Origin of the sequence: Nocardia sp. NPDC050717, from assembly GCF_040654275.1 — a bacterium.
Taxonomy (GTDB): Bacteria; Actinomycetota; Actinomycetes; order Mycobacteriales; family Mycobacteriaceae; genus Nocardia.
In genome coordinates this window covers 324,341-347,862 of sequence record NZ_JBFAHR010000005.1, presented here as the reverse complement: position 1 = coordinate 347,862, position 23,522 = coordinate 324,341, and the positions used below count along the sequence as shown (strand labels likewise).

Annotated in this window: 20 protein-coding genes and 1 pseudogene; 2 read left to right on the top strand and 19 right to left on the bottom strand. The window is 71.2% G+C overall.

All coding sequences use genetic code 11. From position 1 onward, the window contains the following. From AB0H56_RS14170 to AB0H56_RS14145, 6 genes and pseudogenes are all read right to left on the bottom strand, one after another. Positions 1-266 (bottom strand): annotated as a pseudogene (locus AB0H56_RS14170) (hypothetical protein); the annotation flags it as partial. A 271-nt stretch (positions 267-537) separates the two neighbouring features. After that, the gene (locus AB0H56_RS14165) at positions 538-1,320 is read right to left on the bottom strand and encodes an inositol monophosphatase family protein (RefSeq protein WP_357162017.1); all 783 of its coding nucleotides are present in this window, start codon (positions 1,318-1,320) and stop codon (positions 538-540) included. Positions 1,321-1,443: 123 nt separating this feature from the next. Further along, the gene (locus AB0H56_RS14160; RefSeq protein WP_357162014.1) at positions 1,444-2,178 is read right to left on the bottom strand and encodes a sulfite exporter TauE/SafE family protein; all 735 of its coding nucleotides are present in this window, start codon (positions 2,176-2,178) and stop codon (positions 1,444-1,446) included. A gap of 169 nt (positions 2,179-2,347) precedes the next feature. Beyond that, positions 2,348-3,268, bottom strand: a complete 921-nt coding sequence (gene pdxS, locus AB0H56_RS14155; protein ID WP_357162011.1) for a pyridoxal 5'-phosphate synthase lyase subunit PdxS — start codon at positions 3,266-3,268, stop codon at positions 2,348-2,350. 150 nt (positions 3,269-3,418) lie between these two features. Next, positions 3,419-4,603 (bottom strand): Cmx/CmrA family chloramphenicol efflux MFS transporter, encoded by a 1,185-nt coding sequence (locus AB0H56_RS14150; protein WP_357162008.1) that lies wholly within the window; start codon positions 4,601-4,603, stop codon positions 3,419-3,421. Between the two features lie 278 nt (positions 4,604-4,881). Beyond that, on the bottom strand, positions 4,882-5,301 hold the full coding sequence (locus AB0H56_RS14145; protein WP_357162005.1) for an SgcJ/EcaC family oxidoreductase: 420 nt from the start codon (positions 5,299-5,301) through the stop codon (positions 4,882-4,884). Positions 5,302-5,387: 86 nt separating this feature from the next. Between AB0H56_RS14145 and AB0H56_RS14140 the strand changes: the two genes are divergently transcribed. Next, positions 5,388-6,242, top strand: a complete 855-nt coding sequence (locus tag AB0H56_RS14140) for a helix-turn-helix transcriptional regulator (RefSeq protein WP_357162002.1) — start codon at positions 5,388-5,390, stop codon at positions 6,240-6,242. A gap of 74 nt (positions 6,243-6,316) precedes the next feature. Here the strand turns inward: AB0H56_RS14140 and AB0H56_RS14135 are convergent, their stop codons facing one another. From AB0H56_RS14135 to AB0H56_RS14085, 11 genes are all read right to left on the bottom strand, one after another. After that, complete coding sequence (locus AB0H56_RS14135; protein WP_357161999.1) at positions 6,317-7,528, bottom strand: winged helix DNA-binding domain-containing protein; 1,212 nt, start codon at positions 7,526-7,528, stop codon at positions 6,317-6,319. Between the two features lie 172 nt (positions 7,529-7,700). Further along, the gene (locus tag AB0H56_RS14130) at positions 7,701-8,747 is read right to left on the bottom strand and encodes an NUDIX domain-containing protein (RefSeq protein WP_357162100.1); all 1,047 of its coding nucleotides are present in this window, start codon (positions 8,745-8,747) and stop codon (positions 7,701-7,703) included. After that, positions 8,747-9,871, bottom strand: coding sequence for a glycosyltransferase family 4 protein (locus tag AB0H56_RS14125; protein ID WP_357161996.1), 1,125 nt, complete (start codon positions 9,869-9,871; stop codon positions 8,747-8,749). The genes AB0H56_RS14130 and AB0H56_RS14125 overlap by 1 nt, the downstream gene beginning before the upstream one ends. Next, on the bottom strand, positions 9,868-10,791 hold the full coding sequence (locus tag AB0H56_RS14120; RefSeq protein ID WP_357161993.1) for a phosphatidylinositol mannoside acyltransferase: 924 nt from the start codon (positions 10,789-10,791) through the stop codon (positions 9,868-9,870). The genes AB0H56_RS14125 and AB0H56_RS14120 overlap by 4 nt, the downstream gene beginning before the upstream one ends. Next, positions 10,788-11,465 (bottom strand): phosphatidylinositol phosphate synthase, encoded by a 678-nt coding sequence (gene pgsA, locus AB0H56_RS14115; protein ID WP_357161990.1) that lies wholly within the window; start codon positions 11,463-11,465, stop codon positions 10,788-10,790. The genes AB0H56_RS14120 and pgsA overlap by 4 nt, the downstream gene beginning before the upstream one ends. A gap of 5 nt (positions 11,466-11,470) precedes the next feature. Then, a complete protein-coding gene (locus AB0H56_RS14110) occupies positions 11,471-12,025 on the bottom strand; it encodes an HIT domain-containing protein (protein WP_357161987.1) in 555 nt (184 codons plus the stop codon). After that, on the bottom strand, positions 12,022-14,085 hold the full coding sequence (gene thrS / locus AB0H56_RS14105) for a threonine--tRNA ligase (protein ID WP_357161984.1): 2,064 nt from the start codon (positions 14,083-14,085) through the stop codon (positions 12,022-12,024). Before thrS ends, AB0H56_RS14110 begins: the two co-directional genes overlap by 4 nt. A 95-nt stretch (positions 14,086-14,180) precedes the next feature. Further along, the gene (locus AB0H56_RS14100) at positions 14,181-14,780 is read right to left on the bottom strand and encodes a (2Fe-2S)-binding protein (protein WP_357161981.1); all 600 of its coding nucleotides are present in this window, start codon (positions 14,778-14,780) and stop codon (positions 14,181-14,183) included. Next, entirely contained in the window at positions 14,777-15,241 is a 465-nt protein-coding gene (locus tag AB0H56_RS14095; protein WP_110036084.1) for a TIGR02611 family protein, read from the bottom strand. Before AB0H56_RS14095 ends, AB0H56_RS14100 begins: the two co-directional genes overlap by 4 nt. A gap of 32 nt (positions 15,242-15,273) precedes the next feature. Then, a complete protein-coding gene (locus tag AB0H56_RS14090) occupies positions 15,274-17,508 on the bottom strand; it encodes a bifunctional SulP family inorganic anion transporter/carbonic anhydrase (protein ID WP_357161978.1) in 2,235 nt (744 codons plus the stop codon). Between the two features lie 239 nt (positions 17,509-17,747). Then, positions 17,748-19,940: a SulP family inorganic anion transporter gene (locus AB0H56_RS14085; RefSeq protein WP_357161975.1), complete on the bottom strand. Its 2,193-nt coding sequence runs from the start codon at positions 19,938-19,940 to the stop codon at positions 17,748-17,750. Between the two features lie 294 nt (positions 19,941-20,234). Between AB0H56_RS14085 and AB0H56_RS14080 the strand changes: the two genes are divergently transcribed. Beyond that, on the top strand, positions 20,235-20,642 hold the full coding sequence (locus AB0H56_RS14080; protein WP_357161972.1) for a hypothetical protein: 408 nt from the start codon (positions 20,235-20,237) through the stop codon (positions 20,640-20,642). Between the two features lie 3 nt (positions 20,643-20,645). Here AB0H56_RS14080 and AB0H56_RS14075 read toward each other — a convergent pair whose 3' ends face one another. Both AB0H56_RS14075 and AB0H56_RS14070 read right to left on the bottom strand, forming a co-directional pair. After that, complete coding sequence (locus tag AB0H56_RS14075; RefSeq protein WP_357161969.1) at positions 20,646-21,854, bottom strand: VWA-like domain-containing protein; 1,209 nt, start codon at positions 21,852-21,854, stop codon at positions 20,646-20,648. Continuing rightward, positions 21,851-23,065, bottom strand: a complete 1,215-nt coding sequence (locus AB0H56_RS14070) for a MoxR family ATPase (protein ID WP_357161966.1) — start codon at positions 23,063-23,065, stop codon at positions 21,851-21,853. Before AB0H56_RS14070 ends, AB0H56_RS14075 begins: the two co-directional genes overlap by 4 nt. Between the last annotated feature and the right edge of the window lie 457 nt (positions 23,066-23,522).

Below are 23,522 nucleotides of genomic sequence, written 5' to 3'. Positions count from 1 at the left end.
TCGGGATCGGCCTCCCCGCCCTGCACGAAGTCCAGCTTCTGATCGTTGGGCACCGACGGATCCAGCGCGGTGGTGAGCTGCTGGTTCAGCTCGTCGACCGTCGGCACCGGGGGCAGATTCGCGGCCGCGGCGGCGCTGGTCTTGGCGCTCGTGGTGGTCTTGGCGGCGGGCTTGTCGCCCTTGTCGTCGCTGCAGGCGCTCAGGCCCAGGGCGGCGACCACGGCCAGTCCGGCGATCGCGACACGTCCGGTCTTCCCAAACTTCATCCACTCGTCCTTACGTCGGGTCGGCGTTCTCGCCCGGAGGGCGACGGCACGGACCAGCGCCACACGACGCAGGCCTCGATGCCACAGCCCGGACGCTACCCAGCGATGGTGAGGAAACTCTGAGAACGGGGCCACGATGCTCTGTGATCCCGCCGACCGACCCGCTCAGGCACCCTGGAGCACACCGTGATTCACGCACGGCATCGGCAGCTCGCCGGTGCCGTGCGATGGTCAGCGCGGGCCGGTGATCACGACGAACGGGACGCGGATGTCAGCGCAGGGCGTCGATCGCGGCGACCAGCCGGGCATGCGTGTCGGCGTCGGCGGCGGCGATCAGCCCGTGCGGCGCGGCGCCCAGCGGTTGCCCCGCCAGGCCGGTGACCACGCACCCGGCTGCCTCACAGAGGGCGATCCCGGCGGCGAAGTGGACGCTGTCGCTGACGTCACCGCCGGTGACGTAGGCGGCGCGGCGGCCCGCCGCGACCCAGACCAGGGCCAGCGAGGTCGACAACACCCGGGGATGAAACGCCTCGACGAACTCGGGAGCGTCGAGCAGCCGGGCAGGAGAGGACCAGGGAAAGGGACCGTCGAGATCGACGTCCACCAGGCGGTTCTCGGCTTCGGGGTGTAATCGCTGGTCGGCACCGTCGCGGCGGGCGAAGGCGCCCTCCCCTTCGGTCCACAGCACCTCGTCGGCGAACGGGGCGCCGACCGCCGCGGCGGTGACGGTGGACCCGGTCCGCAGCGCCACGTTCACCGCGACCGACGGCGTGCCGACCGCGAAATTGCGGGTGCCGCAGAGCGGATCGATCATCCAGGTGCGATCGGCGTCCGCCGCTCCGGTGAATCCCGATTCCTCGCCGAGGAACCGGTCGTCGGGGCGCGCCTCGGTGAGCACGCCGAGGATGGCCCGCTCGGCGGCCAGGTCGGTCTGGGTGGCGAAGTCGTCGCCCTCCTTGGCGTAGCGGGTGACGGGCGCCAGGTACGCGGAACGGATCAGTTCCGAGGCGACTTCTGTTGCGCGGATAGCGATTTCGACGTCAGTGTGGTGCACCGTTGCCACGGTACGTCCGGCGCCGCGGCCGGACAGGCGTGTCCGGCACCGATCACGTCACGAAATGTGACACGTCACCCCGCACCCTGGGCCAGTCGACGGCCGAGGTGACCGGCCGTTCCGCTACCGCGCCAGGTAGACGGCCAGGCCGAGTCCGCAGATTCCGACCGCGACCCGCAGCGCATTCGGCGGGATCACCCGCACCACCGGCGGTCCACACCACCCACCGACGAAGGCGCCCGCCCCGAGGGCCAGCGCCGCGCCCCAGTGCACCGGACCGAACGCCGCGAAACCGGCGGCGGCGACGAGATTGGCGATCCCGAGCAGGAAGCTCTTGAGCACCGAAGCGCTCCAGAGGGATTCGGAGGTGCACAGCAGCATCATCGACAGGTAGATCACCCCGGCGCCCGCGCCGAAATAACCGCCGTAGACGGAGATGAGCAGGATGCCGATGGGCACGATCCACGGCGACTGGAGCTCGCCCACATGGCGGCGCACGATCGGCTGCACCAGCAGCGCCAGCGAGGCGGCCGCGACCAGGAACGGGACGACGACCTCGAACGCGCCCGCCGGCGCCACCAGCAACGCGAGCGCACCCAGCAACCCACCGAGGGCCGCGAGCACGGCCCACCGCACCAGGGTGCTCCCCCGGTCGGCGAGTTCGCGCCCCGAGTTCGCGGTCGCGCCCACCCCGACCGCCACCATGGCGACGGTGTTGGTGACATTGGCCGCGACCGGCGGCAGCCCGACGGCCAGCAGCGCCGGGTACGAGACGATCGAGGCCATCCCGGTGACGAAACCCACCAGCCCGGTGAAGAATCCCGCGACGACCAGCAAGAAGAAGTCGAGCGCGGCCACGGACCGACTGTACGGTACGCCCATCCGGCACCATCGAAGGCCTCAGGTCGGTGCGGCAGGCCGCCTCGTCGCCGTCACCGGAGCGCTCGTGCCGCAGAACGAACGACGGCGGGCGCCGTGCCTGCGCACGACGCCCGCCGGAGGACCTGGACGGTCGGGTGGTCTCAGCTCACCAGCCGCGCTCGGCGAGGCGGTGGGGCTGGGGGATCTCCTCGACGTTGATGCCGACCATGGCCTCACCCAGGCCGCGGGAGACCTTGGCCAGCACGTCCGGGTCGTCGTAGAAGGTGGTGGCCTTGACGATGGCGGCGGCGCGCTGTTCGGGGTTGCCGGACTTGAAGATGCCGGAGCCGACGAACACGCCCTCGGCGCCGAGCTGCATCATCATCGCGGCGTCGGCCGGGGTGGCGATGCCACCGGCGGTGAACATGACGACGGGCAGCTTGCCGGTCTGGGCGACCTCGCGGACCAGCTCGTAGGGCGCCTGCAGCTCCTTGGCGGCGACGAACAGCTCGTCCTCCGGCAGCGAGGTCAGGCGGCAGATCTCGGCGCGGATGGTGCGCATGTGGGTGGTGGCGTTGGAGACGTCGCCGGTGCCCGCCTCACCCTTGGAGCGGATCATGGCCGCGCCCTCGGTGATGCGGCGCAGGGCCTCGCCCAGGTTGGTGGCGCCACAGACGAAGGGGACGGTGAAGTTCCACTTGTCGATGTGGTTGGCGTAGTCGGCCGGGGTGAGGACCTCGGACTCGTCGATGTAGTCGACGCCCAGGCTCTGCAGGATCTGCGCCTCGACGAAGTGACCGATGCGGGCCTTGGCCATCACGGGGATGGACACGGCGGAGATGATGCCGTCGATCATGTCCGGGTCGCTCATCCGGGAGACGCCACCCTGGGCGCGGATGTCGGCCGGAACCCGCTCGAGCGCCATGACGGCCACCGCGCCGGCGTCCTCGGCGATCTTGGCCTGCTCCGGGGTGACCACGTCCATGATCACGCCGCCCTTGAGCATCTCGGCCATGCCGCGCTTCACGCGGGCGGTGCCGACGGTGGTGGTGGTCTCAGGCGTAGTCACGGCTGTCTCCTGTGTCATGTGCGCCAATCAGGTCGCTCGGGATGGACACCGTCGATTCTAGAGCCGCCCGGAATCGGCCTTCATAGCCAGTTGAGGTCCACTGGCCTTGCCACGACCAGCGGCGATCCGGTCCCGGACCGCCGCTGGCCTGCTCGAGTGGCCCGGGTCTCAGTGCGTGTCGACCCGCACGGCGACGCCCGCGCGGCCGGTCCGGACGCGGTCGCCGAGCACGATCGCGGCGGCCAGGGCGGCCGCCACGCCGGCACACCACAGGGCCGCGACCGGGGTTCCGGCCGCGTCGACCACCAGGCCGGCCGCCACCGGGCCGAGAACCGCGCCGAGGTTGAGCGCCGTCGTCGCCAGGGCGCCGGCGAGGCGCGGCGCCGCGGGCGCGGCGGTCCGCACGATCGTCGCGATGAGGGCGGAGCCGACCCCGAACGCCACGGCGCCGGTGACGAGCGTCATGGTCACCAGGCCGGCGATGGTGTGCGCGGTCACGGCGGCGAGAGCCCACACCCCGACCGATGCGGCGGTCCCGGCCGCGATGATCGTGCGGCCGTGGCGGTCGCCGTAGCGGCCGGCGAGCGTGACCCCGGCGAAGGAGCCGAGGCCGAAGAGCGCGAGGACCACCGGTACCCAGCGGCTGTCGGCGCCGGTGGTCCGCGCGGTGACGGCGCCGAGATAGGTGAACGCGGCGAAGGTCGCGGCGTTGACCAGTGCCCCGACCAGGACGGCGATCCGCACCTCGCGCACGCCGAGCACGGCCAGCTCCGACCGCACCGACCGTTCCGGCGTCCCGTCTCCGATGCCGTCCCGTGGCACCAGCAGGGCCACCGGAATCAGCACCGCGGCGCTCACCAGCGCCACCGCCAAGAAGGCCGACCGCCACCCCCACACCTGGCCGAGCAGCGTTCCCCCGGGGACTCCCGCGATGCAGGCCACGGTCACCCCGGACACGACCACCGAGGTGGCACGCCCGACCTTGGCCGGGCCGACCAGTCCCGGCAGGGCGGCGAGCACGGTCGCCAGGAACCCCGCGTTGGCGATCGCCGCGAGCACCCGCGCGCCGACCAGGACCGTGAAGTCCGTGGTGACGGCGCCGACGAGATGCGCGAGACAGAACAGCGCGAGAAACGTGCAGGCCGAACGCCGCAGCGGCCACCGGCCCGCGGTGGCCGCCATCGTCGGCGCGCCGAGCACCATACCGACGGCGTACACCGAGGTCAGCAACCCCACGGTGCCGAGTGAGACGCCGAAGTCGGCGGCGGTGTCGGCCAGCAATCCCGACATCATGAATTCCGATGTGCCCTGCGCGAACACCGCGACAGCGAGCACGAAAACCCCGATGGGCATGAGTGATCCATTCTCCGGACAGGGACACCTCGCCACACGCGAGATGTCCGAGAGAACGCGGCGGGCCAGGGAGGCCCTGCCGCGAGGAATGGCTATCCGGCGTCGCCGACGAGACGTGCCGCACCGATCCGGTGGGACACGCACGCGCACAACGCCGCCCGGCCCGCAGGCCGGACGGCTACCTTCTGGACGCCTCCGGAGAATTCACGCCGCCACTCTAACGGCGGTGGGCACCACGATCCAGCGGATTACCGGTCCCCGTGACCTTCGTGGTCGTCTCAGACCCGGACGTGGGTGTTGTGGAAGCTGGTGAACAGCCACCGCCGCGCCGCGCACACCGCGACCCTGGTCTGGATCGACCGCTCGGGTCCGGTCTGCGCACCCGGGGGTGCCGGGCGCGGTGTCGTCGTGATCAGGACGGCGGTGTCCGGGGTGGGGAAACGCAGGGTGCGCCGGAGGGGTTCGGCCAGGTGGGTTCCGCGCATGAACCCGTCGAAGCCGCGCTGCATCTCGACCGCCAATTCCGCACGGCCCCGGATGAATTCCCCGATGACGGAAACGAAATCGCAGTCCTCGGTGAAGGTCTCGGCGAAGGCGGCGCCGTCCCCGGCGGCCCAGGCGTCCATCTGGCGGTGGAGCAGGTCGAGCACCGCCTGTTCGGCGGTCGCGGTGTGGTCGGGTGTGGTCTCGGTTGTCATGCGCACCACGCTGGCAGCGATGGGTCATCGGCTCAATGACCTCCGGGGTCATGGAGGCGATGACGCGGCGGGCCTACCCTGGCACGGTGAACAGTCCGGTCCGAGACAGTCCCGTCGGTGCGCTGCTGCGCGAGTGGCGACAGCGCAGGCGGTTGAGTCAGCTCGAACTCGCCCTGGCCGCCGACAGCTCGGCGCGCCACCTGTCGTGCGTGGAGACCGGCCGGGCCATGCCGAGCCGAGCGATGGTCCTGAAGCTGTGCGAGACGCTGGATGTGCCGCTGCGCGAACGGAATACGGTGCTGCTCGCCGGCGGTTTCGCCCCGGAGTACCGCGAGACCGGGCTCGGCGACACCGATTCCGACGGGGCCAGGACCGCCTTGGCGACCGTCCTGGCCGCACACGAACCGTATCCGGCCGTGGCGGTGGACCGGCACTGGAACGTGGTCACCACCAACCGGGCGATGGGCCTGTTCGGTGACGCCGTGCCCGCCGCGTCCGACGGCCGACCCGCCAACGTCTACCGCCTCGCCCTGACGCCGGACCCACCGGACGCCCCGATCCGCATGGCCAATTTCACCGAGGTCCGCGCCTATCTGCTCGAACGGCTGCTGCGCCAGGTCCGCGCCACCGGCGACCCGGTCCTGCGCGCCCTCTACGACGAAGTCAGCGCCTACCCCGTCCCGCCGGACGACTCGCCCCGCTCCGCCCCGATCCCCGTCGGCCCGTTCGCGGTCCCGCTGCGCATCCACACCCCCGCGGGGGAACTCCGCCTGTTCAGCACCATGGTCACCTTCGGCGCCCCGGCCGACGTGACCCTCGCCGAACTCGCCGTCGAGCTCTTCTACCCCCTCGACGATCACACCGCAACAACCCTGCGCGCCCTCGACGCGACCGCACCCTACGAGCACCCGATTCCGTTGCGCCCCGACGTCCTCGCGTGACCACCCGGACCGCCCGCGCGGTCCTGAGCAGCCTCAACGCCACAAGGTGACCGGTCACCCTGGGAATTGCCCGACTAGTCCGACTCGTCGTCGAATTCGACGTGTGCCTGATCGGCGCCGCGCAGCTGTGCCACGTGTCGCGCTTCCTCGCGCAACCGGGTGCGGAGCGCGGAGCGCAGCGGCGCGAACAGCGTGACGGTGACCGTCAGGGTGCGGCCGTGCTTGCGGGGCCGCCAGGTGCCCGCGATGGCGCCGTCGGCCAGCACCGCGCCGGGCGCGCCCACCGATTTCCACACCGCGCGTTGGTGTTTCGGGTCGACGATCGTGGCGCGGTCCCGCATCTGGGTATACGGATCGCCGGGCGGCAGCAGTCGTACCCCGTGGACGTCGGCCGATCGCAGGTCGTCGGCATGCTCGGTGAGGATCCAGGTCCGGCGCCCGTCGACATCGACGGGCGTGAGCTCATCGGCGATCGCCTCCCACCAGGGCTGCGCGTCCCTGCTGCCGATCCCGACCCAGGCGGCGAAATCCTTGCGGGTCGATGGCCCGTAGCAGCGCAGGTACCGGCGCAGCAGCGCGGCGCGCGCTTCGCCGGGATCGGTCTCGGGCACCGGATCGCCCAGCCATTCGTCGAGCAGGACGAAAGGCGCCGTGTTCGCGCTGCGCGGTGCCAGGCAGAGGAGTCCGCGCAGCGTCAGGATCCGCAGGCAGAAGTGGACGACGGCCTCCCCGAGCGGTTGATTCGCGCCGTAGGGCCCCGGTGCCTCCCACGCCGCCCGGCGCGCCCTGGTCAGCGTGCCCGCGAGGCGTGCGGCGACCTCCGCGCCGAGTTCGGTGACGGCCAGCGCTCGACCCGACAGCACGGGTCCGGTCGCCTCTGCGGTGCGGTCGACGATCTCGTCCAGGCCCAGATCCAGCGTGCGCAATGCCTGTTCGACGCCGCCGATGAGGTGCAACCGCCCGGCCTCGGTGGGCGGCAGCACACCGGTGGTGAACACGGGCGCGTCGGCGGTCGGGAAGAAGAACGGCGCCCCGCGCAGACTCCAGGTCTGCAGCAGCGACTTCTCGTCTGCCACCAACCGATCGACCCGCGCACCGGTGACGTCGCGGACCCTGGCGTGCAGGGCGAGCAGCGCCGACCCGGGCGGACTGTTCTGCACCGCGCAGGCACCCGCGGCGGCGAGGAGATCGTCGGCGCGACACCGCGTGGTGAGCTGGTGCGCGCGGAGCCGAAACCCGATCACCTCGTCGGCCGACACGGTCACCGCGCTGCCGCTTCCTGCCATCGAGCGCCTCCCGATCGTCTCCTCGACACCGGCAATCCTGCCGCCCGGGCGAAACCGGACAACTGCCCGAACGAGCCGATACCGGACGGCTACCGCCCGCGGCGAGTCAGGATCTGCGGCGCGAGCCCGCGGTACCCGATATCGCCCTGGCGGACCCGTCGGGCCAGCGCGTTCAGCGGATCGAGCGTACGACGGGTTCGGTGTCGCCGGCCGCGGCCGACACGGCCTCGGCGAGCAATTCGTCGAGGTGGTACGGGTAGACCGCCTCGTCCTGTGCGTCGAGCGCGCGGATGTCGGCCTGGGTGCACCAGCGGTGGTCGGTGATCGTGCGCCGCTCGAGCGCGTCGAGGTCGGCCGGGCGCCACTCGAAGCGGGGCGCGCGCAGGACGAAGAACAGTTCCTCGGACCGGATGATCTCCCCGTTGAACGGGAACACCGCCACCCGCCGCCACACCGGACCACGCAGCGTGGCCGGGTCGACGCGCTGGCCGGTCTCCTCGTACACCTCGCGCACGGCGGCCTCGCGCAGGCTCTCCCCCGGCTCGACGCCGCCGCCGACGGTGAACCAGAACGCCACCTCGGGCAGCACCGGATCGTGGCCGCGCAGCAGCAGCACCCTGTCCTGTTCGTCGAGCAGCACGACTCGCGCGGAGGTGCGGGTGGTGTGCACCTCAAGCCCGGTCGACGCGGCGGGCGTGGCCCGCTCGGTGATCTCGAAGTACTCCGGCAGCGGCGCAGTACCGCCCAGGTGCAGGACGCGGACGGGCCTGCGGGTGCGCAAGGCGAGGGTGTCGCGCACGGCGTCGTTGTGGAAGCGGCGCGCGATCAGCACCCTGGCCTCGGCGTCGGCGAGTTCGGCGACGAGCTGCGGGCGCAGCTGATCGATGTCGACCACCGACAGCGCCGCGGAGAGCTGGTTCTCCACGGTCTCGCGTTCCCCGCGGTCGGCGCGTTCGGCCCGATCGGCCAGCGACGCCAGCTGAGCGGCCTTGTCGGCGCGGTCCGGATCGGTGCTCACCGGGCCGCCGATGGCCATCGCCACCGCCCGCGCCACCACGGCACGGCGGGCCAGCGCGGCGTCGAGGGCCTGCCAGGACTGATCGGAGCGCACGTGCAGGCGGTCGAGCCGGTTGGCGGTGGAGTAGGCCCACACACCGAGGGCGAGCACGAGCAGCGCGATCAGGCCGAGGACGAGAACCGTCGTCGCGGAGAAGGTGATCATCCGGCGGCCCTGACCCGGTTGTCGCCGACGGTGACGGTCTCGTAGACCCGCAGGATCTGCTCGGCCACCACCGGCCAGTCGTATTCGGCGACAACCTGGGTCGCGGTGCGGACGAGCCGCTCGCGGGTGTCGTCGTCGGTGAGCACGGTGTCGATCGCGGCGGCCAGCGCGGCGGAGTCACCGATCGGGGTGAGCAGGCCCGCGGTCCCGTCGCGCAGCACCCGGCGGAACGCGTCGAGTTCGCTGGCGACCACCGGCGTCCCCGCGGCCATGGCCTCGATCAGGATGATGCCGAAGCTCTCCCCGCCGAGGTTCGGCGCCACGTACACGTCGGCGCTGCGCAGCGCGGCGGCCTTCTCGCTGTCGGAGACCTGGCCGAGGAACCGCAGGTGCCCGGCGTTGCCGCCCGCCTCGCGACGCAACCGGTCTTCGTCCCCGCGCCCGACGATGAGGATCTCGACGTCGGGATAGCGGCCGACCAGGGTGGGCAGCGCGCCGAGCAGTACGTCCATGCCCTTGCGCGGCTCGTCGTAGCGGCCGAGGAAAAGCACCGTCTTGCCCGCGCGGGGATACCCGTCGAGCAGCGGTCCGCGGGCGAAGGCCGAGACGTCGACGCCGTTGGGGATCTCCACCGCGTCGGAGCCGAGCGCCTCGACCTGCCAGCGCCGCGCCAGTTCCGACACGGCGATTCGGCCGCTGATCTTCTCGTGGTAGGGGCGCAGCACGCCCTGGAAAGTGCTCAGCACCAACGACTTCGTGGTCGAGGTGTGGAAGGTGGCCACGATCGGGCCCTCGGCGATCTTGAGCGCCAGCATGGACAGGCTCGGCGCGTTGGGCTCGTGGATGTGCAGCACGTCGAAGTCGTTGCTGTCGATCCAGCGCCGGATCCTGGTGTAGGCCATCGGGCCGAACGAGAGCCGCGCCACCGACCCGTTGTAGGGAATGGCGACCGCGCGCCCGGCCGACACCACGAAATCGGGCAGCGGGGTGTCGTCGGAGGCGGGCGCGAGCACGCTCACCTGGTGCCCGCGCTCGAGGAAGACCCTGGCCAGCTCGACCACGTGGGCCTGCACGCCGCCGGGCACGTCGAACGAATACGGGCAGACCATGCCGATCCTCACGCCGCACCACCCGTCTGGTTGGCCGCGATCCGGGCCAGCCGTTCCGGGGAGAGGTCGGCTTCCCACAGCGGTTGCAGCATGTGCCAGTCGGCCGGGTGCTCGGCGATGTTCGCGGCGAACCGGTCGGCCAGCAGCTGCGTCGTCGCCGCGACACCGCCGGAGACATCAAGTGGCGCACTGGTTTTCAGGCCCCAGCCCTCGGTGCCGTCGGGTTCGGTGGTGAACCAGGCGTGCACCGGCTGCAACGACGCGCCGGTCTCGATGGCCAGCTTCGCCGCGCCCGCAGGCATCCAGGTGCGCTCGCCGAAGAAGTCGACGGGCACGCCCTTGCCGGTCAGGTCGCGCTCGCCCATCAGGCAGACGATCCGGTTCTGCCGCAGGCGCTCGGCCAACGCCGCGAACGGCGGCTGTTCGCCACCGGTCAGGGGGAACACCTCGAACCCGAGGCTCTCCCGGTAGGCGACGAACCGCTCGAACAGCGACTCCGGCTTCAGCCGCTCGGCCACCGTGGTGAAGGTGGCGTAGTGCTGCACCAGCCACACCCCTGCCATGTCCCAGTTGCCCGAGTGCGGAAGCACCAGGATCACCCCGCGCCCGTCGTCGAGGGCCGCGTCGAGATGTTCGAGACCGCCGACGTGGTAGTCGATGGTGCTGTGGTCCATGCTGGGCAGCCGGAACGCCTCGCGCCAGTACCGGGCGTAGGAGCGCATACTGGCACGCAGCAGGTCGGCGGGCACCTGCTCGGGTGACACTCCGAGCACCCGAGCCAGGTTACGCCGCAACTGCGCGGGCCCGCCGTCCTTGACGGCACGGTCGGCGCCCAGATCGAACACCTTGCGCACCAGGCCTTCCGGCGCCGAACGCACGACCCGCCAGCCCGCGGCGTATCCCCAGTCGCTCAGCCGTTCGGTGAGTGTCACGGCGCCGACCCTTCCGCCGGATCACGTGCGGGCGCAGGCGGGATCACGACCCGCGCGCCCGGCGAATTGCGCACCGCGAGCACCCGCTGGAACACCGTGACGATGCTGAGCGCCGCCAGCGCCCACATGGCCACGTACACGGCCCAGGTGAGCCATTCGATGCCCCAGTGCCCGCCGATGCCGGTGAGCCCGGCGCCGACCAGCACGATGACGAGCCGGTCCGGCCGTTCGATCAGCCCGCCGTCGGCCGAGAGCCCGCTGGCTTCGGCGCGCGCCTTCGCGTACGAGATCACCTGCGAGGTGACCAGCACGACCAGCGTCGCCGCGAACAGCGACCTGCTGTGCTCGTGGTAGACCGCCCACCAGGCCAGGCCGCCGAAGATGGCGCCGTCGGCCACCCGGTCACAGGTGGCGTCGAGGACGGCGCCGTACTTCGTGCCGCCACCGCGCGCCCGCGCCATGGCGCCGTCGAGCATGTCGAACATGACGAACAGCCAGATGACCATCGTCCCCCAGAACAGGTGTCCGGAGGGGAACAGGGTCACCGCGGCCGCGATCGTCGCGGTGGTACCGATCAGTGTCATCGCGTCCGGGGTGAGCCCCGTCCCGACGAGCGCTTTGCCCAGCGGCGCAGTCGCTTTCGCAAACGTCTGGCGGCCGAAGAAGCTGAGCACGGTTGTTATTCCTCCCACGCCTCCGCCAGCAGCTGTCGCGTCTCGCGCAACAACTGCGGCATCACCTTCACCCCACCGACCACGGTGATGAAGTTCGCGTCCCCACCCCAGCGCGGCACGATGTGCTGGTGCAGGTGGTCGGCCAGCGAACCACCGGCCACACCACCGAGGTTGAGCCCGACGTTGAACCCGGCGGGCCGCGAGACCCGCTTCATCACCCGGATGGCCTGCTGGGTGAAGGCCATCAGCTCCGCGCTCTCCGCGGTCGTCAGGTCCTCCAGGTCGGCGACCCGGCGGTACGGCACCACCATCATGTGCCCGGGGTTGTACGGGTACAAGTTGAGCACCGCGTAGACCTGTTCGCCGCGGGCGATGATCAGCCCGTCCTCGTCCGACATCTTCGGGATGTCGGTGAACGGGTGGCCCGTGGCGTCCTTGGGCTTCACCTCGCCGGTGATGTAGGACATCCGGTACGGCGTCCACAGTCGCTGCAGCCGGTCCGGCTGGCCCGCCCCGGTGTCGACGATCGACCCGGCCTCCGGGGCGAAGCTGTCGCTCATGCGGGAACCACCGCGGAGACCACGTCGAACCCGTCGGCGGTCGGCGAGGTGTTCTCCCGGTTGCCGATCCAGGCCAGGATCGTGGCGATGGCGTCGTCGACCGGCACGCCGTTGACCTGGGTGCCGTCGCGGAACCGGAAGCTCACCGCGCCCGCCTCCACGTCGCGCGCGCCGGCGAGCAGCATGAACGGCACCTTCTGCGCGGTCTGGTTGAAGATCTTCTTCTGCATCCGGTCGTCGCTGCGGTCGACCTGGGCGCGCACGCCCGCGTCGCGCAGCCGCTCGATCACCGCGTCCAGGTGCGGGGCGAAGTTCTCCGCCACCGGGATGCCGACGACCTGCACCGGCGCGAGCCAGGCCGGGAAGGCGCCGGCGTAGTGCTCGGTGAGCACGCCGAAGAACCGCTCGATCGAGCCGAACAGGGCGCGGTGGATCATCACCGGGCGCTGCTTGGTGCCGTCGGAGGAGGTGTATTCGAGGTCGAAGCGCTCGGGCAGGTTGAAGTCGAGCTGGATGGTCGACATCTGCCAGGTGCGGCCCAGCGCGTCCTTGGCCTGCACGGAGATCTTCGGGCCGTAGAACGCGGCGCCGCCCGGATCGGGCACCAGATCCAGCCCCGAGGCCGAGGCCACCTTCGACAGGGTCTCGGTGGCTTCCTCCCACAGCTCGTCGGAGCCGACGAACTTCTTCGGGTCCTTGGTGGAGAGCTCGAGGTAGAAGTCGTCGAGGCCGTAGTCCTTGAGCAGTGACAGCACGAACTGCAGGGTGGTGGTGAGCTCCGCGTGCATCTGCTCCTTGGTGCAGTAGATGTGCGCGTCGTCCTGGGTCATGCCGCGCACGCGGGTCAGGCCGTGGATCACGCCGGACTTCTCGTAGCGGTACACCGACCCGAACTCGAACAGCCGCAGCGGCAGCTCACGGTAGGAGCGGCCGCGCGCGCGGAAGATCAGGTTGTGCATCGGGCAGTTCATCGGCTTGACGTAGTAGTCCTGGCCGGGCTTGCGCACGGTGCCGTCGTCGTTGAGTTCGGCGTCGAGGTGCATGGCCGGGAACATGCCGTCGCGGTACCAGTCGAGGTGACCGGAGACCTCGAACAGGTGCCCCTTGGTGATGTGCGGGGTGTTGACGAACTCGTAGCCCGCGTCGATGTGGCGCCTGCGCGAGTACTCCTCGAGTTCCTTGCGGATGATGCCGCCCTTGGGGTGGAACACCGGCAGCCCCGAGCCGAGCTCGTCGGGGAAGCTGAACAGGTCGAGCTCGAGCCCCAGCTTGCGATGGTCGCGGCGCTCGGCCTCGGCCAGCAGGTGCAGGTACTCGTCCATCGCCTCGGTGGACTCCCAGGCGGTGCCGTAGATGCGCTGCAGGTCCTCGCGGTCCTGGTCACCGCGCCAGTAGGCGGCCGAGCTGCGGGTCAGCTTGAAGGCGGGGATGAACTTGGTGGTGGGAATGTGCGGGCCGCGGCACAGGTCGCCCCAGATCTTCTCGCCGGTGCGCGGATCCAGGTTGTCGTAGATGGTCAGCTCGTTGCCGCCGACCTCCATGATCTCCGGGTCGTCGATGCCCGACTTGTCGCTGATCAGCTCGAGCTTGAACGGCTCCTTGGCCAGTTCGACCCTGGCCTCGTCGATCTCGACCACGCGCCGCGAGAAGCGCTGCGCGCCTTTGACGATCTTCTTCATCCGCGATTCCAGCTTCGCCAGATCCTCGGGGGTGAAGGGCCGGTCGACGCGGAAGTCGTAGTAGAAGCCGTCCTTGATCGGCGGGCCGATGCCCAGCTTGGCGTCCGGGAACTCCTGCTGCACGGCCTGGGCCAGCACGTGCGCGGCCGAATGGCGGATCACGCTGCGGCCGTCCTCGGTGTTCGCGGCGACGGCCTCGACCTCGACGTCGACCTCCGGGATCCAGGACAGATCCTTCAGCGCGCCCTCGGCGTCGCGGACCACGACGATCGTGTCGGGCCCCTTGGTCGGCAGCCCCGCCCCCCGCACCGCCGCGCCCGCGGTAGTCCCCGCCGGCACCCGGACGAGGGCGACTGGACTGATGGGTGCAGAGGTGGTCACGGGAATGCTCTCCTTGACGTCGGTGGGCGTGGGTCTTCCCACGCGTGCACGATCCTACTGGCGGCCCGCCACCGCGCGATCTTCGGTCGCGCGGATCAGGCTTCGGCGAGCAGGGCCGCGCGTTCGGCGGCGGGGCGCTTCGGGCAGCTGGTGCACATCTGGCAGCTGGGGACCTCGTAGACCAGGCAGCAGGAGATCCGCTTGACGAAGGTGCGCGCGCCGACGGTGACGAAGCGCGGCGCGGGCAGGCGCCCGCCGACCTCGGCGGCCAGCCGCGTCCCGGCCTCGCCCGCGCCCGCGTCGAGCGCCCGGTTGCCGATCGCGTCGGCGACGACGGCCCACAGCGCGGGCACACCCGCCCCGGACACGGCGGCCACCTGCGGGATCACGGCGGTCAGGGTCTCGCGCAGGGCGGCGGCCACGGCCGCGGTCTCGCCGGTCGACCGGAAGCACACGTGTTCGACGCCGCCGTCGGGCCTGACCTCGCAGTCGAGGTCGTCGAGCGCGGCGACCGGTGCGGGCGCGCCCGCCGCGTACGCGCGGGTGACCTGGTCGACCAGCGCGGAGGCGACCATGCACCACCACAGCGTGCCGCCGACGCGGGCCGCGTCGGTGCCCCAGGCGCGGCTCATCTCACCGATCCGGGCGGAGATCCACGCGGGATCGGTGAGCAGGCGTCCGGGGACGGTACTCACGACATCAGGGGACTGCGCAACCATGGCCAATCGACTCCGATCCACCCTGCGACCATCGAAAACGTGCCGAGCAGCCACAGCGTCACCACGACGAGGGCGAAGGTGGCCACCGCGCCGAGAATCCGGATCGTCCAGCCACGGGAGGTGTACCAGTCCATGACGATCCGGTACTTGCCCCGTACCCAGGTGAGGGTGTGGTGGGCCCAGACGAACTCGGTGGCCAGGATGCCGAATCCGGCGAACACCAGCGCCCAGCCGGGTCCCGGGTACGGGATCGTCACGATCCCGACCAGCAATACCAGCCCACCGACCACGCCGACGGCGATCCGGTAGCCGAGGTTCAGGGTAGGGCGGTGTTCGATCCCGGCGCGGAAGGCGCGCCAGCGCTCCTTGAAGCCCGGCGCCCCGGCGGTCGAGTCCGCCGGGGCGTCGGTGGGGTCGGCGGTCGGCTTGCTCGTCATCGTTCCAGACTACGAGCCGACGGCACGGCCGATCACGCGGTGACGGGCGCCTCGGCGCGGTCGTCGATGGTGCGGACGCTGTCGGCGGTCACCTCGATGACGCGCGCGCCCGCGATGTCGAAGAACAACCCCGACACCGCCACCCCGCGCTCGGCCACCGCCCGGCGCACGGCCGGATGGGCGTGCAGCGTCTCGAGCTGCACGGCGACGTTGACCATGCTCAGCTGGTCGACCTCGTCGAAGCCCGCCGCCCGCGCCGCCAGCGCGACCGGATGCTCGGCGCGGAACCGGTCCAGGCTCGGGGCGGCGTGGCGCAGCCACGAGCTCAGCCCGCCCTCGGCGTCGGCTCCGGTGTACACGGCCTTCATCGCCCCGCAGGCGGAGTGCCCGCAGACCACGACCGAGCGCACCGCGAGTTCCTCCAGCGCGAACACCAGGGCGGCCTCGACGGAATCGTCGGCGGTGGTGGGCACCAGGTTGCCGACATTGCGGACGGTGAACAGGTCACCCGGCCCGCTCGAGGTGATCACGTTGGGCACGATCCGCGAGTCCGAGCAGGTGAGGAAGAAGGAATCCGGGTCCTGCCGGTCGCGCAGCTCGTCCAGGTGCGGCCGGACCACGTGCGCGTGGCTGCGGTGGAAGGCCGACACGCCGGCGGCGAGCGCGTCGCTGCCGGACTTCTCGTGCCGCCACGGGCCGAGCAGCTGGTCCCAGGTCTCGCGGCCGAAGCCGCGTGCGGGCGGGGCGGCGGGGGTGTCGGCCATTCTGGCGCTGCCGATCTCCACGAAATCGACCCGGCCGCCGCCGCTTTCCTGCTGGTGCTGCCAGGACTCGATGGCCTCGAACGCGGCGTGGTCGAGGAAGTCGACCGTCATCTCCACCGTCACCGCGGCGCCCGCGGGCACCTTCGCCAGCTCGGCCGACAGCTTCGGCAGGGCGAGGAAGGTGCACGATCCGTCGATCCGGACCAGCCAGCGCGCGTCCCCCGGCAACGGCTCGGCCGCGACCTGCACACGCACGACCCGCCACAGCAGCAGACCGAAAGCCAGTGCCAGACCGATGATCACGCCCTCGAGGAGGTTGAGGAACACCACCGAGCCCACGGTGACCACGTACACCAGCAGGTCGCCGGTGCGCCGGGCCAGGCGGATGTGGGCCAGCTTCACCAGCTGGATGCCGATGACGATGAGCAGCCCGGCCAGCGCGGCCATCGGGATCTGCTCGACCAGGCCGACCAGCGCCACGGAGAACAGCAGGATCCAGCAGCCGTGCATGACCGCCGAGGCCCGGCTGCGCGCGCCCGCCTGCACATTGGTGGCGCTGCGCACGATGACACCGGTGACCGGCAGGCCGCCGACCAGCCCGGAGAGCACGTTGGCCGAACCCTGACCGATCATCTCGCGGTCGAACCCGGTCCGCGGCCCGGTGTGCATCTTGTCCACCGCGACCGCGGAGAGCAGGCTCTCGACGCTGGCGATGAGGGCGATGGTGAGCACCATCATGGCGACCGCCGACCAGTTGCCCGAGGGCAGCTCGGGCAGTTGCAGCGCGTCGAACAGCGAGCCGCTCAACACGATCCGCTCCACGCCGCCGGGCAGGACCAGCGACAGCAGGGTGCCGAGGACGACGGCGACCAGTGGTCCCGGCACCGCGCGCAGCTTCGGTGGCATGTACTTCCAGCCGAGCATCACCGTGATCACGACGGCGCCGACGAGGACTCCGCCGCCGTGCAGCGACATCAGCTGACCGGGCAGCTCGACGATGTTGCGCCAGGCCGAGCTGTGCGAGGACCCGCCGAGCAGCACGTGGATCTGCTGCAGCGCGATGGTGATGCCGATCCCGGCGAGCATCGCGTGCACCACGACCGGTGCCACGGCCAGTGCGGCGCGCGCGATCCGGCTCAGGCCGAACAGGATCTGTAACAGCCCGGCGCCGACGACGATGAAACAGGTGACGCGCCAGCCGAATTGCGCGATCGATTCGGCGACGACGACGGTCAGCCCGGCCGCGGGACCGCTGACCTGCAGCACCGATCCACCGAACAGTCCGACGACGATGCCGCCGATCACGGCGGCGACCAGGCCCGCGGCGACCGGCGCGCCGGAGGCGACGGCGATGCCGAGCGAGAGCGGCAGGGCCACGAGGAAGACCACGATCGAGGCGGGCAGATCATGGCGGAGCACGGTGTCGCGCCAGTACGAGGGCGGGGCGGGTGCCGGCGGTGGCGCCGGGTGGAGCGGGGGAGCTAGGTCGTTCGCTACTGACATGGTTCTCCTTCGGCGACGCGGCACAGCCGTGGTCGATGGACGATCTACGTGTCATATGCGGTCGAGTGACCGCGGAACAGCTTCTCCAGCGATGAAGCACGCGAATCCCGGTGCGACAGCGGACCGGGTCGAGTGTCACCACAGTATTGGTAAAGACTTGGCAAAGCCAGTGTGCCCGAGGAAGAGTGGGGCCCGCCATAACGGCGGGCCCGCTGTGGTGTGACCCACATCAGTGGCGCCTACACCGGTTCCGTCGCGACTCCGCTTCTGGCAGCACCGAATTCGGTGATTCCGTCGACGGTCACCTCGATCACCCGCGCGGTGGCCAGATCGAAGAACAGCCCCGACACGGCCACGCCGCGCTCCTCGATCCCCGCACGCACGGCCGGATAGTCGGCCAGCGTCTGCACCTGCCGCGCCACGTTCACCATGCCCAGCTGGTCGACCGGGCCGAACCCGGCCAGCCGCGCCGCCTCGGCGACCGGATGACCGTGCTGGAACGCCGTCAGCGTGGGCCGGGCGTGGGCGAGCCAGTCGTCGAGGCCCGGCCCGGCCTGCACCTGCCCGTACAGCGCCTCCATGGCACCGCAGCCGCTGTGCCCGCAGACCACCACCGAGCGCACGTCGAGTTTGTCCAGGGCGTAGATCAGCGCCGCCTCCACCGAGACGTCGCTGCCGCCGACCGGGACGAGGTTGCCGACATTGCGGACGGTGAACAGGTCACCGGGGCCGCTGCCGGTGATGACATTGGGCACCACGCGGGCGTCGGCACAGGTCAGGAAGAAGGTGTCGGCGTCGGGACGATGCCGCAGTCCGTCCAGGTGCGGGCGCATGAGGTGCGCGTGGCCGCGGTGATAGGCCGCGATGCCCGCGGCGATCGGGTCGACGCCACCGCTGCGCCGCCACGGCCGGATCGCCTCGTCGACCGCCTTGCGGGCATGGCCGTGTTCGGGCGGTCCGTCCTGCGCGCGGGCCATCCGCGCGGTGCCCAGCTCGACGAAATCGACAGCGCCACCGGCGGCTTCGCGGGCATCGGCCCATTCGGAGAGCAATTCGCAGGCCGCGTGGTCGAGGAAGTCGACACTCAGCTCCACCGTCACGTCCACCCCGGCGGGCACCTTGGCGAGTTCGCCGGTGAGCTTGGGCGCGGCGAGGAAGGTGCAGGTGCCGTCGATGCGCACCAGCCAGCTGCCGTCGGGGCGCGGCACCGCCGCGATGGTGAACTTCACGACCCGCCACAGCAGCAGCGCGAACGAGGCGATGAGCCCGATCACCATGCCCTGTAACAGGTTCAGCGAGACCACGGCGACCACGGTCACCAGGTACACGTAGAGATCGCCGGTGCGGCGGGCCCGCTTGATGTGGGCCAGCTTCACCAGCTGCACGCCGATCAGCACCAGCAGCCCGGCCAGCGCGGCGGTCGGGATCTGACGCACGAGCCCCACCAGGGCGATCGCGAACACCAGGATCCAGCAGCCGTGCAGCACGGTGGCGGCCCTGCTGCGCGCGCCCGCGTTGGCATTGGTGATGCTGCGCACGATCACCGCCGCGATCGGCAGGCCACCCAGCGCGCCCGAGGCCATGTTGGCCGCGCCCTGACCGAGCAGCTCGCGATCGAAGTCGGTGCGCTGACCGGGGCGCATCTTGTCGACCGCGACCGCCGACAGCAGGGTTTCCACGCTGGCGATGAGCGCGACGGTGAGCATGGTGAGCACGATCGGCGCCCACCCGCCGTGCGGCAGCGCGGGCAGGCCGATGCCGTCGAGGAGCGAGCCGTCCAGGCGCACCCGTTCGACCGTGAGCGGCAGGACCAGCGAGACCACCGTGGCCGCGACCACCGCGACCAGCGGACCGGGCACCACCCGCACCCGGCGCGGCAGGTACTGCCAGCCGACCAGCACGGCGATGACCAGCACGCCGACGAACAGGTCACCCTTCTGCACCGACATCACCTGGCGCGGCAGCGCGACGATGCTCGCCCACGGCGAGCTGACAGTGGCGCCGCCGAGCAGCACGTGCACCTGCTGCAGGGCGATGATCACGCCGATGCCCGCCAGCATGGCGTGCACGACCACGGGGGCGATACCCAGCGCGGCCCGCGCGATCCGGCTGAGCCCGAACAGGATCTGCAGCAGTCCCGCCCCGATGGTGATGAAACACATAGCGGCCCAGCCGAATTGCTGCACGGCGGCGGCCACGACGACGGCGAGACTGGCGGTCGGGCCGCTCACCTGGATCGCCGAACCCCCGAGTAATCCGGCCACCACTCCCCCGACGGCCGCGGCGATCAACCCGGCGACGACCGGCGCCCCCGACGCCAGCGCGACACCGAGCGACAACGGCAACGCGACCAGAAAGACCACTACGGATGCTGGAAGATCGTGCTGGAGAACAGATTTCAGCGATGGGCCCGGATCATTGTCGGTCATCATTCTCCTTCGCCGGGGCCGCGAGGGCGCCCGGTTCATCGGTCGAACATGCACTGGCAATTGATGCTGAGCTGCGAGATCTGACCCAGGACACAGGGTCGGCGTCAATAGTAAAGAACTACCCAAGCGTTGGGAAAGTCCTCGAGACGAATGGGGCGAATCGCGATCCAACTGTGACGTGCACCACACGCAATACGTCACTGTGGACGTGCGCCGGAACGGTCAGGAATCGAGAAGCGTCCGGGCGCCGCCCGCTGGAAACATCGTCACCGACGGAACACACGAAAGGGTCTCTCGATGAACACCACCTGGGTTCGACCGACGCATCGCTGGTCCGCGATCGTCTTCACCGCGATCCTGGTCGTCACCGTGCTCGTGCTGGCGCTGAGCGGACCGCAGTGGGTCTCCTACCTGCCGCTGATCCCGCTCGCCGCGCTGGCCCTGTCGGGGCTGTTCATGCTCGTGCTGGTCTTCCGCCGCGGGCGCGCGACATCGCGCGCGGGGCGCGTCCGCCAGGTGCATCGCTGGTCAGGGATCGTTTTCCTGGTGACCGTGCTCGCGACGTTCGTGGCGCTGTCGCTTCCCGAGCCGATCGTCTGGGTGTCCTACCTCCCGCTGCTCCCGCTGGCCGGCCTGCTGTTCTCCGGCCTGGCGATGCTGGCGGCGCCACGCCTGCGGGCCCGGCGACAGGTCGCCGGGACGTAGGCCTCAGCCGATGTCGACCACGCGCGCCCAGGCGGGCGGCGTGCGCGGGACGTAGTCCGGATCGTCCTCGTCTCCCTGGTCAGCGCGGCGGAACAGTCCGACCACGGTGCGACAGGGCGGCCGGTTCGGCCACGGTGTGTAGCCGTCGGTCAGCGCCACGATCACGTCGGGCCGCGTGCGCAGGGCCGTGGTGAAACCGACCCGCAGATCGGTGCCGCCGCCACCGATCAGGGGGATCTGCTCGGCCCGGCACAGCGGGTAGGCGACATGCGCCGCGGCGTCGCAGGACAGCACCGACACCAGGTCGCGCCTGCCACCGACCGCCCGCGAGATGGCGGCCACTTCCAGTAGGGCACTGCCCAATTCGGTGTCGCTGACCGAGCCCGAGGTGTCGATGACGACGCTGACCCGCGGCGGGTTGCGCCGCAGGCTCGGCAGGACCGCCCCGGGCAGGGCGGCCGAGCGCCGGGCCGGGCGGCCGTAGGTGTAGTCGGCGCCGCGGCCCGAGCTCGCCGCGGCCGAGCGGATGGCCGCGCCCAGCAGGTCACGCCACGGCTGCGGCGGGTGCAGGGTGTCCTCGGCCCAGCGCCGCCAGCCCTGCGGCGCCTCGCCGCGCCGGCCGCTGATGCCCTGTGCCACCCGGTATCTCACCGCCTCGCACTCCTGTTCGCTGAGACCGTCGGCCCCGTCGGGTCCGAGATCCCATTCGCGGTCGAGGCCGTCGGCCCCGCTGCCGCAGTCGAGCCAGGCGAAGTCCTGGGTGAGGTGGCCGAGGGTGAACTCGCGCAGGTAGTCCTCCATCAGCTTGCCGGGATCGAGCCGCAGCAGCGCCGGGGTGACGATGCCCTCGGGCGGCACCAGGCCGTCACCGAACACGTCGTCGTTGATCTCGGCGTCGGCCGCGATGTTCATCCGCAACCGTTCGGCCCGGCCGGAGAGGCCGTGCGCATGGGCGTACCGGTCGCTGCGGCCGTGGTGATCGCGCAGCAGATGCGACACCTCGTGCACCAGAACGGAAGCCAGTTCCGCCACGCTCTCGCGCGCCACGTACGTGGGCGAGACGTAGCAGCGCCAGTGGCGGTCGACACCCATCGTCGGCACCCCGTGTGATTCGACGATGCGCAGCGCGTACAGGGCGCTCGCCAGGTACGGCCTGGCCCTGACCGCGTGCAGCCGGGCGGCGTAGAGGCGTTCGAGGTCGAGTTCGTTCACCGGCCCACCCCCGCCGCGACCCGGGCGGCGTCGTCGGCGGAGCGGGAAACCGCGACCACGCCGGCGAGCTGTTCGATCGCCGCGGGCACCATCCAGTCGTCGCGGCGCAGGGTCGCCAGCGTCGTGGCCGGCACGACCACCAGGTCCGGCGGCCCGGTCTCGACGGCCCGGACGAGCACCAGCCAGGCCGCGTCCCACCGCGACCGTTCGGGGCGCTTGCGCACCGCCGCCACGACCCCGTCGAGCACGGCTTGGCGCAGGTCACCGCGCTCGGGCAGGTCGGCACCGGCCGGGTCGGCGAGGACGTCCTCGGGATCGGGCAGGTCCATCCGGTCGATGCTGGTGAGCAGCTCGAAGCCGGGGCCGTCGCCGACCGCGCCGCGCACCAGCAGCGACAGCACGTCCCGGCTCGCGCCGGCCGCGGTGGCGAAGGCGACGAGCCGCACGGTCATGTCCCAGCTGCGCGGCGACGCCCACGCCCCACCCCTGCGGGTCTCGCTCGTCGGCATCTGGTGCACCAGTTTCGGCCGGGCCGCGAGCAGCCCGCACACCGCGCGACGCGCGAACACCACCGCGTCCCGCAGCTTTCCCTGATCGAGCCGGGGCAGGGTGGCGCGCGGCCACGTGCCGCCGAGACCGCGCACGACCACATCGTGATCGTGCGCCCAGTGCAGGTGCACGAACCGGTTCGCCAGCGGGGCGCTCAGTTCCCAGCCGTCGGCCGCGGACGAGCGCGGGTTGGCGGCGGCGATGATGCGCACGCCGGGTGGCAGGCGCAGCGCGCCGACCCGCCGTTCGAGGACCAGGCGCAGCAGCGCGGCCTGGACGGCGGGCGGCGCGGTGGACAGTTCGTCGAGGAACAACAGCCCGCGCCCAGCCCGCACCAGGCGCACCGCCCAGTCCGGCGGCGCCATGGGGACACCGTTGGCGGCGGGATCGTCGCCGATGATCGGCAGCCCCGAGAAGTCCGACGGCTCATGGACACTCGCGATCACCGTGGTGAGCGGCAGATCGAGCGAATCGGCGAGCTGGGTGAGCGCCGCGGTCTTGCCGATACCCGGTTCCCCCCACAGCAACACCGGCAGATCAGCGGCGACCGCGAGGGTCAGGGCATCCAGCCGGGTGTCGGCACGCGGTTCGGTGCTGACCTCGGCGAGCAGAGTGAGCAGTTCGTCGGCGATGTGGAGCTGGGCGGGAGTGGAAGTTCGCATGTGTGAATCACCTTGGGGTTGTTGGAGGTTCGTTGGGGTGTGGAGTCGGTGGGTCTGGTGGGCGCTCCGGGCTTGCGAGCCAGTCAGCGGCTCAGGGAGTGCGTCGGGTAGGCGTGCGGGGTGATGAGCGGGTGAGTGTGGGGCGACGCGTGGGTGAGCGGTCGCCGCCGCGCGGGTCAACGGTCGCCGCCGCGCGGGTCGGCGTGGCGACGCGCGGGTCAGCGTGGCGACGCGCGGGTCAGCGTGGCGCCGCGCGGGTCAGCGTGGCGACGCGCCGGGTCACCTTGGCGGCGCGCGGGCAGCGTGGGCCAATCCCCAGGTCGGCACAGGGCAATCCGCACGGCAGCACGCGACACTCCGCAGGTCACCGCGGGTTGATCCTCAGTCACTGCGGGCCAATCAGCAGGTAACCGCGGGCAAATCCGCAGTTCATCGCGGGTCGCTCCTCAGGTCACCT